10 protein-coding genes are annotated in these 12072 nt (G+C 50.1%); 8 read left to right on the top strand and 2 right to left on the bottom strand.

Translation table 11 applies throughout. From position 1 onward, the window contains the following. Positions 1–463: 463 nt before the first annotated feature. Entirely contained in the window at positions 464–1363 is a 900-nt protein-coding gene (locus ACEW8P_RS18130; protein ID WP_373514485.1) for a sugar phosphate isomerase/epimerase family protein, read from the top strand. Between the two features lie 250 nt (positions 1364–1613). Beyond that, positions 1614–2513 carry an alpha/beta fold hydrolase gene (locus ACEW8P_RS18125; protein WP_373514484.1) on the top strand — a complete coding sequence of 300 codons (900 nt, stop codon included), beginning with the start codon at positions 1614–1616 and terminating at the stop codon, positions 2511–2513. A gap of 376 nt (positions 2514–2889) precedes the next feature. Here ACEW8P_RS18125 and ACEW8P_RS18120 read toward each other — a convergent pair whose 3' ends face one another. Next, positions 2890–3069: a hypothetical protein gene (locus ACEW8P_RS18120; protein ID WP_373514486.1), complete on the bottom strand. Its 180-nt coding sequence runs from the start codon at positions 3067–3069 to the stop codon at positions 2890–2892. Positions 3070–3113: 44 nt separating this feature from the next. Continuing rightward, positions 3114–4499, bottom strand: coding sequence for a sulfatase-like hydrolase/transferase (locus tag ACEW8P_RS18115; RefSeq protein WP_373514483.1), 1386 nt, complete (start codon positions 4497–4499; stop codon positions 3114–3116). Between the two features lie 700 nt (positions 4500–5199). On the opposite strand from ACEW8P_RS18115, the gene ACEW8P_RS18110 reads away from it, so the two are divergent. The 6 genes from ACEW8P_RS18110 to ACEW8P_RS18085 form a co-directional block, all read left to right on the top strand. Further along, positions 5200–6927 carry a glycoside hydrolase family 15 protein gene (locus ACEW8P_RS18110; RefSeq protein ID WP_373514482.1) on the top strand — a complete coding sequence of 576 codons (1728 nt, stop codon included), beginning with the start codon at positions 5200–5202 and terminating at the stop codon, positions 6925–6927. Between the two features lie 317 nt (positions 6928–7244). Then, positions 7245–7925: a Crp/Fnr family transcriptional regulator gene (locus ACEW8P_RS18105; RefSeq protein WP_373514481.1), complete on the top strand. Its 681-nt coding sequence runs from the start codon at positions 7245–7247 to the stop codon at positions 7923–7925. 412 nt (positions 7926–8337) lie between these two features. Beyond that, entirely contained in the window at positions 8338–8706 is a 369-nt protein-coding gene (locus ACEW8P_RS18100; RefSeq protein ID WP_373514480.1) for a hypothetical protein, read from the top strand. A gap of 75 nt (positions 8707–8781) precedes the next feature. Beyond that, the gene (locus tag ACEW8P_RS18095) at positions 8782–9522 is read left to right on the top strand and encodes a flavodoxin family protein (protein ID WP_373514479.1); all 741 of its coding nucleotides are present in this window, start codon (positions 8782–8784) and stop codon (positions 9520–9522) included. A gap of 94 nt (positions 9523–9616) precedes the next feature. Further along, positions 9617–10993 carry an FAD-containing oxidoreductase gene (locus ACEW8P_RS18090; protein ID WP_373514478.1) on the top strand — a complete coding sequence of 459 codons (1377 nt, stop codon included), beginning with the start codon at positions 9617–9619 and terminating at the stop codon, positions 10991–10993. A gap of 83 nt (positions 10994–11076) precedes the next feature. After that, positions 11077–12072: GMC family oxidoreductase N-terminal domain-containing protein (locus tag ACEW8P_RS18085; protein WP_373514477.1), on the top strand; the 996-nt coding region annotated here is incomplete at its 3' end.

The raw sequence follows: 12072 nt of genomic DNA, 5'->3' as shown, positions 1-12072 counted from the left end.
CTCGATTCAGGGAAGCCAGGAGGAAGGAATCGAACGGCCGTTCGGTTTGCGCTTCGGTCCCGATGGGGCTATGTACATTGTCGACTATGGGGTTGTGAAAATCGATATGTCAAGAAGACCGCCCTACGCCTATCAGCCCGGTACAGGTGTGATCTGGAAAGTGACTAAAAATAAGTAGGCCAAAACTCAGCGCATCGCAAGCGTATGGATGCAGGGACAGGCTCCTTCATGGTATCGCCTCCCGCTGACTCATCCAACAAGCTCCCGCCGGTTTGCAACCGCACGGGAGCTTGTTGGATGAGTCATTTCTACCCCCATTTTATCGCTTTTGCGGAAAATGGATAAGGGTACCCCCGTTTTCCCCCGGCATTAGGTCAGACCTAAGCTTTCAGGAGAAATGGGGGTACCTTTGCTTTTTACTGATGTACCAGCAACCATTCGAAGTTACTATTCCGACTACTGCATGAAAGACCTATTCATCCTGACCCTTGTGCTGGCGTTGGGTATCACAGGTACCTTCGCCCAGAAAGGCAAATCTCTGTTCCCCACCACCGATTCAGACAAACTCGGCATGGTGTCCTACACCTACCGCAATAGCTTTTCGAAAGACGTGGGTACTACCCTGGATACGATCAAGGCGCTGGGTATCACTAATATTGAATTCTCGAACCTGTTTAAGCGGACAGCCCAGGAGATCCGGGCGCTGCTTGATGAACGCGGCATGAAGTGTACTTCGTTTGGGGTTGGGTACCCCGATCTGGAAAACAAAATTGCGGAGGTAGGTTCCAATGCCAAAACCCTGGGCGCGGAGTTTGTGCGGGTGGCGTGGGTGCCCCACACGGGCGATTTTACGCTGGATATGGCTAAAAAGACCGTGGACGATTTCAACAAATTTGGCAAAACCCTGAAAGACGACTACGGCCTCACGTTCTGCTATCACAACCACGGCTACGAATTTCAGCCCGTACCCGCCGAGGTAGCTTCGGAGGTAAAAGGAGGCAGTGAAAAAACATTATTCGACTACATCGTCCAGAAAACCGACCCGAAGTACGTCAGCTTTGAAATGGATATTCTCTGGACGTTCTTCCCCGGGCAAAACCCGGCCGACATCCTGAAAAGGTACCCCGACCGCTTCAAACTGATGCACGTAAAAGATCTGCGCAAAGGCGTAGAAGGCAATTTATCGGGAGGCACTCCGGTGCAGAACGACGTGGCCCTGGGTACGGGACAACTCAACCTAGCCGAAATTCTGAAAGCGGCGGACAAAACCAGCATCAAGTACTACTACATTGAGGATGAGAGCCCGAGCATTTCTACTCAGATACCCGTCAGCATTGCTTTCCTGCGGGGACAGAAAAGATAAGTAAGGACTTGTATGAGAGCTTGAAATGCCTCCTGAAACTGGTTTTGCTGGTTAGCAGGAGGCATTTCCTTTGTAGCCCTGGACTTTTGCGCTTGATTTGGGGCTTTTGCCGGCATCATTATAAGGGCAAACCGTGTCGGCCCTACTATGACCCGGCCGAATTCCCCATATTCTCGCGGGAACCAAAATTGTAAGCGTATCAGAAAGTCACGCGCAGCTACCCCTATCAGTACACCAACCACAACGAATTATGACAAAAGAAGAAAAAGTAGATCGAGTGATTCATCAGCATGAAGCGTCCGGAAAATACGCACAGCTGGACGGAATAAAGGTTTTTTACCTGGATGAAGGAGCCGGCGAAGTGGTGTTCTGCATCCACGGAGTACCTACCTCCTCCTTCTTGTATCGCAAAATAGTGAAAGGAATTGCTCACCACGGCCTGCGGGGTGTTGCTTTGGACCTTCCGGGGTTAGGATTTTCTGACCGGCCCAAAAACTATGAGTATCTGTTCAGCAATTTTGCCGGGGTCTGCCAGCGTCTGTTGGATCATCTGGGCATCGACCGGTTTCATCTGGTCATCCATGATGTGGGTGCGCCGGTCGGGTTGGCCCTCGCGGCACAAAATCAGTCAAAAGTAAAATCGCTAACGGTGCTCAACTCGATGCTGGATATCGAAAACTTCACCAAGCCCCTGCCTATGCGCCCTTTCGAACTACCGGTACTCGGCGAGGCAGAGTTGGCCACCCTGAATCACACCACCTGGAAACTACTCCTGAAATATTCGGGACTGCAAAATGTCGAGTCAGTGCCTGAGGAAGAACTGGATGCGCACATAGACCTGCTCAAGCGCGATGACGGCGGCGATGCATTTTTAAAAATCATGCGCAACTTTGAACAGACCCCGGAGTTTAGTCAACTTTGCTACTCAGCGGTGCACGATGTACCCTACCCGATTCAGCTGATTTGGGGTAAAAATGATAATTTCCTGGATTTTGAAACCCACGGCAACCATTTTCTGGAGGCAGCGCCTACGGCGCGGGTCTACCAACTGGACAGCAAGCATTTTCTGCAGGAGGAATACCCCAATTTTATTGCCGACAAGGTAGCAGATCTGGCCCGGATAGCTCAGGGACAAAGCCATCAAATTTAGCAAAACCAGGCACTTCGTGGGAAAGGCGTACCCCCCGAAGTACCTGGTTTTTCAGTTCCTATTGAAATGCATTCAGTCGAGGAAAAACATCTCTCCCTTGTCCCTGTCGGATTTTTGAATACGAAATACAGGTCATGTTGGCCAGTGGTCGGTTTAAGCATGTCCACATGGGAGAGCATCAAAAAGTGTGACGGTCCGCAGTTGCGGGAGATTCATGCCGATTCCTGGACGGTATTAGGATCGTTTACTGATTTGATCGGCATGAAATCGGGATTGATCTTTCGAAAAACATCCTCCCACTCACTATTCAAATACCTCAGTCCTGACTCGTAGCAGTAAGTGTGCACCTTTCCTAGTCCACTGCATGGATTGCTTTTTAGAAAACCGTTTGGCAATGACATAATTGACCGCGGATTCCACAAAATTCAATGACGGGGATGGGAATTCTGCTTTGGTTGATTTCGGGCCACTGGTTTTCGGGCGCGTGGTGCCACTTGTACTTTTCGATCAGGACGGGGTCGTCTTTAAGGTCGAGGGCGAGGCAGTATCGTTTCATTTTAGTAAATAGTGGAACGTAATAATATTTCAATTTATGTGACTCTATTTTCCATTCGGACGCATTGCCTTTTCCCTTTGGGCCTTCCAGACTTGCCGTTCTTTGATCACATTTTCCTGGTGGGGGTCTTCCCAGCCGTGTGGTATGTTCTTGGCATCCCATTCCCGATATGCCTTATCTAGTTTTTTCACGAGTTCAGGGTGATCACCAGCGATGTCTTTTCGCTCGAAAGGATCGCTCTTCAAGTCAAAGAGCAACAAATTTTCCTCGTTTGCTCGTTTGTACAGCTTATGATTCCCGACTCGCGACGCATATTCAAAGCCCCCCACAGCCCGCCAGAACAGTTCATCATGAGGGTTGGAGTTCTTTTTTCCAGTTAGGTAAGGAATCAGGCTTACGCCATCCAATTGCTTTTCCTTTGACGGGTTGGCACCTGCAGCTTCCAGAGCCGTAGGGAAGATATCCAGTGAGCTCACCACCCTATCGTACCGCCGGCCCTCCGGAAGGCCTTTCGGCCAGGAGATGAAAAAGGGCACTTTGACCCCGCCTTTGAACAGCATTCCTTTATAACCCCTGTTGGGTCTGTTGTCGGCATATTGGCCCCTTCCGCCGTTGTCGCTCAGGTAGACAAGTATGGTATTCTCTTTCATACCGTTGGCCGCTAGGGTTGAGTCAATTCTTCCGACCCCCGCATCTACCGCGTTAACCATGGCCCCGTAAATGCTTCGTCCACCGTATTCGATGTGCTCAGTCTGTTTCAGGTAATTCTCGGGGGCCTGGTCGGGGGCATGTGGGGCATTATAGGCCAGGTAAATGAAAAAGGGTTTGTCGTCATTTTGATTGATGACGCGAATCGCTTCGTCGGTGAAGTCATCGGTCAGATAATGCAGTTCGTTTTCAGGAACCGGGACTCCATTCCGAACGATTGTCTGCAGCGGGCCATTCCGCTTCCCCCAGTGATTCATGCTGCCGCCTACGAAGCCAAACCAATGGTCGAACCCCTGTTGGGTAGGGTGAAGGCTGGCATGATCCCCCAAGTGCCATTTCCCAATGGCGCTCGTACGGTACCCTTGCTCTTTGAGGGCTTCTGAAATCATTTTTTCCGAAAGTGGTGTGCCCACGGTCGCGTCATTATCATCTCCGTAAGGCATATTGCAATCGTGTCCGAACCGGGCCTGATAGCGTCCGGTAAGCAGGCCCGCCCTGGAAGGGCTGCAATAGGGATGCGAGACATAGCCGTTGGAAAAAATCATCCCGTTGGCAGCCAGTCGATCCAGATTTGGCGTGGGAATGTCCGTCGCTCCGTTGAAGCCCACATCGGCCCACCCCTGATCGTCGGTGAGGATAACAATGATATTGGGCTTCTTTTCCTGAGCCTGCACGGTAAGGAAAATAAACAGGCTGAAAATCAGGGTAGCAATGGTTTTCATGATTGAATGATACGGATAAGTATTGGCTTTTCTTCGACTCAATCGTTCCAATGCCCGTCGGTCACCTTATGGATGTTGGGGTACTTCTCGTCGGTTTTGTTGTATTTTTTGGTTTGGGCGCTGATTTCCTACTTTAAAGGGTTCTTTTAGTAAATGGACAAAGATAGTGCTTTCGCTTATACAGCATGCACAGTAGAATTCATAAGTTATAAAACTAAGAAATCGGTGAACAAACCTGGCCTGGCCTGATAGACCCGCATGGTAATTGCCCTAGAACGTCGTGTGGCGGACATTCATCAGCGTACCAGCCAGGCATTGGGCTAAAAAGAAAAAATAAGCCCGGACTGGCCTGAATTTTTAGGAATTTCTGCAGTGCGGTGGTCATTGTTCTCCTACCTGTACACCTCAAATGTGCTAATTCCACAATTATTTCCGTTATTCAAACTTTAAACAATTATGACTCAAGAACATTCACTGATCGATTCAATCCGGGAAGACAATAGCAGCTCCGCTCAGTACAGAAGAAAATGTGTGTGTACTGCGTTACAGGAGCCATCGTCAACTTTTTGAAAGTCAAGCCACTGTACGACTTATATAAAGAAAGTAATGGGCATAATGTGCTTACTTTATATTCATTACCTATTTGATATTCATCGACTTTGCAGATTTGCAAAGTCCTAGCGTTTGACAAGCCCGGATCATGCACCAGAAAGTAGAACCTTTTATACCCTTAAGCGATCTGGCCCTCATCGGCGACCGCCGTACCTGCGCCTTGCTCGACAAAAGGGGAGATATCGTGTGGTACTGTCCCCGGCGCTTTGACAACCCCTCCTTCTTTGCGCACCTACTGGATCCTGAACAAGGCGGCTCATGGGTGTTTAAGGCAGCTGGACTCTCTTTTGAAAGTAGAAACTACCTGGAAGGCAGTGCCCTTCTGCAAACCCATCTAAAGGGCGAGAAAGACAACTTGCTTCTGGAAGACTGGATGCCCCTCAATGCCCGTTTTTATGGCCTGTGCCGCCAGCTTTCTCCTTCACCAGTCCCTTACGAAATGCATTTCAATCATCGCCCTAACTATGCCAGGCAAACGCCCCAGCTGGCCCAGAAGGGGGAAAGGCATGTGGCCGTTGAATTTGATTTTCGCCTGTACGCGTCACACCCTTTAGCTGTTGAGTCGGATTCTGTCCGCTGCCGGGTACCCGTCGGGGAAAAAGCCTGGTTTATGCTGGCTGAAACAGCTCTGGAGAATCCAGAAGAAGCACTTCACCTGGCCAGGGAGCTCACCCTGCGGAATTGGCGTGTTGTGGCCGGTCGCGTTAATTATAAGGGGCCGTATGAAGACCAGGTCAGCAAGTCACTGCGGCAGCTGCGTTTGCTGACACGGGCTGAGAACGGGGGCATCATAGCCGCGGCAACCACCTCGCTGCCGGAGGTGGTCGGCGGGGAGCGCAACTACGACTACCGCTATGTCTGGCTCCGGGACGCCGCCATGATTGTCAGCGCCCTGGCCAGGGCTGGCAGCGATGGGGAGGAAGAGCGCCGCTTCCTAAGCTTCATGTGCTCGTCGATGCACCGTATTCCCAAACCGGTCGTGCCCATGCTGACCCTGGACATGCAGCCAGCCGGTACCCAGCAACCGCTGGCGTTCCGGGGTTACAGGGACAGTGCCCCGGTGCAGTATGGAAACGGGGCGAGCGACCAGCTGCAACTGGATGCCAACAGCAATGTACTGATTGCCGCCAAGGTGATCTACAACCTTTATGATACCCGTGAACATTGGGAGACTATGCAGGAACTGGCCGAATTTTTGGTTGAGCACTGGCACGAAAAGGACCACGGCATATGGGAAGAGAAACAGAAGCACCACTATACCTCCAGCAAGGTGGTGGCTGCCATCAGCCTTGAATACATCGCAGAATTCTCACAGGATACGGTAGAAAGGAAGCGGTGGCAGGATGCCTCGGTGCGAATCGGTCAGTATGTTGAGGAAAACTGCAAGACCTCCGATGGTGCCTATGCTGCTTATGCCGGTAGCGAGGCCGTCGATGTGAGCTCGGTGCTTTTCCCAATCTGGGGATACACCGGTGCCGATACGCCAACCATGGTCAAAACCCTCGAAAGGCTTGAAGAGGAGTATGGCCAGGACAACCTCTACCGTCGTCACCTGGTGGAATTTGATTCACAACTGGAAGGGGCTTTCCTGGCGGGAACTTTCTGGGTCGCCCAATACTGGGTGATGCGCCATAATCGGGAAAAGTCCGAGCAGATCATGGAGGCGGCACTGCGCTTCATGAATGATGTAGGGATTATGCCCGAGGAGGGGGATCCGCTGACGGGGGAGTGGCTGGGAAACCTGCCCCAGGCCTTTGTGCATGCGTCCCTCATTGGCGCAGCAGTGGACTTCAGAAACGCTTTTTATCCAGACTGATCCAGGCTTTTTACTACGGATTCAGAATGTTTGGTTAAATTTTAGACAAATATCACTGAATCATGCATAGTATGAGTATGAGGTCCCCTCACAGACCTAACTTGCTGCCCAGTGAAATACCGGGACGCCGGGACGTTTCTCCCTTCATGGGTTTGCGATAAGAAATGGTCTTTTTACGGTCAGCGTGATTAGTCGGGTTAAGACCATGCTTCTCGCTGGCAGGAAATACAATGCCCTTCTTTGAAAAGACATTTTAAAATATTTAGGTAGATTGTATTGTTCAAAGTACATTTCCCAAAAAAATATACCTTTGGGTTATGTCTCAAGCACGCACTAAAGTCTGGTATTTCGAGAATTTCAATATTTTGAAAGCGCTCTCCCCCAACGAAAAGCAGGCATTGGCCGGGGCTAGCGCGATGAGAAAAATCCCTAAAAACAGCATTATTTACTTTCCTGATGATGAGGATCGTAAACTCTATTTTGTCAAAGAGGGTAAGGTAAAAATCTCATTTTATTCATCGGAGGGAAAGGAGATGATCCTTTCCCTCCTTTCGCCCGGTGAGTTATTCGGTGAGTTGGCCATCCTGGGTGAAAGTACCCGAGGCGAAATCGCCGAGGTTGTGGAGGATACCCTGATATGTTCCATTAGCATCGACCAATTGGAAAATATTCTGGTTAAAAATGCGGTATTCAATCGGCAAATTACAAAGCTCATTGGGCTACGGCTCCGAAAAGTGCAAAGTAGATTGACCAGTTTGGTTTTCAAATCGGCTCCTGAACGAATCCGGGCATTTATCAAAGAACTGGCGGACGAACATGGTCAGATGCTGCTTACCGGGCAAAAGGAAGTCAAACTGCACCTGACCCACGAAGAGATTGCAAAGCTCACGGCAACTGCCCGCCAAAGCGTTACCAGCGTATTTAGTGAGTTGGAAAAGGCGGGCATTATTGCCTATGACCGCCATCGTATATTGGTTATCGATTACGACCGATTATAACAAATCGCTGCTGCCTAATCGTCAACATAATGCCCGTGTTGACCTGCTTCCCATCTTATCGTTTTGCTCAAAGTCAGCTTAGCCAGCAGATTTTTATTGTTTGATTACCGCCCCGTCTAGCTCTTAGCAGTAAGTTTTTTTCAGAAACCTCGACTTATGTCCGCTGGACGACAATAATCGGGCGGGTCATTGGTGAGCTTTGCAGGAAAACAAACTAACTAAGATGATGAACACACTTGGAAAAACGATTGTCGGTGGCCTGGCGGCTACAAGGGTGCTGAACCCAACGCACCGAAACATGCACTCAGTTGATTGGGGAATGGAATAGTGCCCCTTTCCCAGTACCTAACACGATGATGAATTTCGCAAGGTACCCATCTTGGCTGGTCGGCCTATTTACAAACCATTATCTATGAAAACTCTGATTTTTGTGTATAATGCAGATACGGGCCTGGGGGACGGCGCAGTTCATTTTTTCCATAAACTACTCCTTCCCCAATCGTATCCGTGTGGCTTATGCGCCATTACATTCGATACGTTCAGCCTGAAACAATCTTGGAAAAAGTTTTTGTTCTCCCTGCCGCAGGAATGCCGCTTTCTGCATCGGGATGAATTCCTACTACACTATGACCTTGCATCAACCTGTGGCTTTCCAGCCGTTTTTGGCGTAGACAACAACGAACTGACCCAAGTGCTCACTAGCGAGGAAATTGATTCTGCTCAGACTTGTGAACAGCTCATTTCGCTGATTAGCCCTTTGATCAATGCCCGCACAACATGATGGCGCAACGCTGTCAACTTTTTTCACCTTCTGTACACCTTATTGTCCAGTCAAACCCACTAACCAATTTACAAAATGAATACACCCGATTTTTCCGACCTGAAAGCAGTATACGTCAACTGTACCCTTAAAAAATCTCCTGCCGAAAGCCACACCGCCGGGCTCATGGAGGTATCGCGCCGTATCATGGAGGCCGAAGGCGTAAAAACGGAACTCATTCGTCTGGTGGACTACGACATCGCCCCCGGCGTACAGCCCGACATGACGAAGGAAGATGAAAGTATTAAGAGTGACGACTGGCCGGAGGTCTATAAAAAAGTAAAGGCTGCCGATATTTTGGTAATCGGCAGCCCGATTTGGCTGGGCGAGCGCTCGTCGGTCGCCACGCAGCTGGTGGAGCGGCTTTACGCCATGAGTTCCAAGCAGAATGAGAAAGGGCAGTACGTGTATTACGGAAAGGTGGGTGGCTGCGTCATCACGGGCAACGAGGATGGCATCAAACATTGCGCCATGGGGCTCCTCTACGCGATGCAGCACATCGGTTATAGCATTCCACCCCAGGCAGATTGTGGCTGGATCGGCACGGTAGGCCCAGGACCCAGCTACGGAGATACGGAATGGAAAGGAGAAAAAATAGCTCCCCCGGTAGGGTATGACTCGGAGTTCACCAACCGTAATACCACTTTTATGACGTATAACCTGATGCACCTGGCCAAAATGCTGAAAGAGCAGGGCGGGTATCCAGCGTACGGTAATTCCCGGAAAGCGTGGGACGATGGAACACGGTGGGATTTCGAAAATCCGGAGTACCGCTAGATCGTTAACAACTTACGATTGCTCAATCCATCTTTCTATAAAAGCGCAAAAGCCCGGTCTCAGCGCCGGGTTTTTACCATAATTATCCTAACCTATGCAAGAATTTGACGCTATTATCATTGGTTCCGGCCAGGCGGGTACCCCGCTGGTTTTCAAAATGGCTGCCCAAGGCAAGAAGGTCGCCTTCATTGAAAAGCAGCACTTGGGCGGCACCTGCCTGAACGTGGGCTGTACGCCCACCAAAACCTACGTGGCCAGTGCCCGCAGAATGTGGGACGCAACCAACGGGGAAGCATTAGGAGTAATGATTCCTAAAGGTGCCTACGCCGATATGAAACAAATAAAAGCCCGCAAAGACAGTCTGATCAAAAAGTCGGTCGATGGCATTGCGGGAGGATTAGAGAAGAATGAAAACATCACCTATTTCAAAGGAGAAGCTACCTTCATCGGGCCTAAGCAACTGGCGGTCGGCGAGGCAGAAATGACCGCCGAGCAAATTTTCATCAACGTGGGCGGACGGCCTTTTGTCCCGGAAGGATTTGAAGGGGTATCTTATCTGACCAACGAGTCAATTCTGGAACTGGAGGAAGTACCCGAACACCTGATCATTGTGGGCGGCAGCTACATCGGATTGGAATTTGGGCAGATGTTCAAGCGCTTTGGCAGTCGGGTTACGATAGTAGAAAAAGGCGATACCCTGATCAAGCGCGAGGATCAGGAAGTAAGCGACACTATCCTGCAATTCTTCAAGGATGAAGGAATTGAATTCAGGCTACAGGCTACGTGTATTTCCGGGGAGAAAGAAGCGGATGGAGGCATTTCCATTCAAGTGGACTGCAAACTGGGCGGGCCGCCAAAAGTAAGCGGCACCCATTTGCTGTTGGCCGTGGGCAGAAAGCCTAACACCAACCAGTTGAATTTGGATAAAACGGGGGTGCTTGTCGATGATCACGGCTACATCGAGGTGGACGACTACCTGCAAACCAACGTACCCGGTATTTTCGCCCTGGGCGACTGCAATGGCAAAGGCGCCTTTACCCACACGGCTTATAACGACTACGAAATAGTGGCCGAAAATATGTTTGCTGGCAAAGACAGAAAAGTAAGCGATCGTATCCTCACCTACGGTCTATTCACCGACCCTCCGCTCGGTAGGGCCGGCATAACCCGAAAGGAGGCACTTTCGAAAGGTATTAACTTACTCGAAGCCAAACGAGAGATGAGCCGTATTTCGCGGGCAAAAGAAAAAGGAGAAACGAACGGATTTATGAGTGCGCTCATCGACGCCGACACGAAAAAAATAGTGGGAGCCTGCGTGCTGGGGGTAGGTGGCGATGAGATCATCGGCAGTATCCTGAATGTCATGTACGCCGATGCCGCGTATACAGTGATCCGTGATTCCGTGCAGGTGCATCCCACCGTATCGGAGCTCATCCCGACCATGCTGGAGTCTTTGAAGGAGGTTAGTTGAGGTTCGCGGGATGAGCGATCCTGGTAGCGCTTACTACCAAGTATATACACCATTAATAAAATATAACGACTAGGAACAAAAATATGGAACACTACGACGTAATAATTATCGGCACCGGTGCGGGTGGCGGAACGCTGGCGGCAAAACTGGCACCTACGGGAAAGAAAATATTGATCCTCGAGCGGGGTGATTACATTCCCCGCGAAAAGGAAAATTGGGACACGGAAGAAGTCTTCGTAAAAGGCCGGTATACGGCCAATGAACCCTGGATAGACAAAGATGGAGAAGAATTCAAACCCCAGATTCATTACTGCGTCGGTGGGAACACTAAATTTTATGGTGCCGCACTATTTCGCATGCGGGAGGAAGATTTCGGCGAAACTCGACATGAGGGAGGGGTTTCCCCGGCATGGCCCATATCCTATCGAGATTTGCAGCCGTATTATCTGGAAGCCGAGAAAATGTACCATGTGCATGGCGTACGCGGGAGTGACCCCACCGAACCTCCGGAATCTGAACCGTACCCTTTACCGCCCCTTAAGCACGAGCCCAGCATTCAAAAATTATTCGATGACATCAAAACCACCGGAATAAAGCCTTTCCCCTTGCCCATCGGGGTAGATTTAGGAGCCGAAGAAGGCGTGTCTCCGGTTATCCTCGATCGTTTTGATGGGTTTCCGGATCCAACGGGATCGAAAGGTGACTCGCACGTCATGGGAATCAAAAAAGCGGTGAAACATGATAATGTTACGCTACTGACTCATGCCCTGGTAACCGAACTGCGGATGAATAGCGAGGGTACCAAGATTACTGAGGTGGTCACCGAAATTGATGGTGCAAAAAAAGCATTTAGTTCAGGTACCGTTATCGTGGCCTGCGGTGCCATAAATTCTGCCGTGTTATTGTTAAAATCGAAGAGTGAGAAGCACCCGAACGGATTGGCCAATGGCTCCGGTTTAATTGGACGACACTACATGGCGCACAATAACTCGGCGATGCTCGCACTATCCAAAACGCCAAATACGGCCAAATTCGGTAAGACCTTTGCCATCAACGATTTTTATTTGAAGGGCGACGAC

This window comes from Persicitalea sp. (genome assembly GCF_041751555.1).
GTDB lineage: Bacteria > Bacteroidota > Bacteroidia > Cytophagales > Spirosomataceae > Persicitalea.
This window is presented reverse-complemented; position numbering and strand designations above follow the sequence as displayed.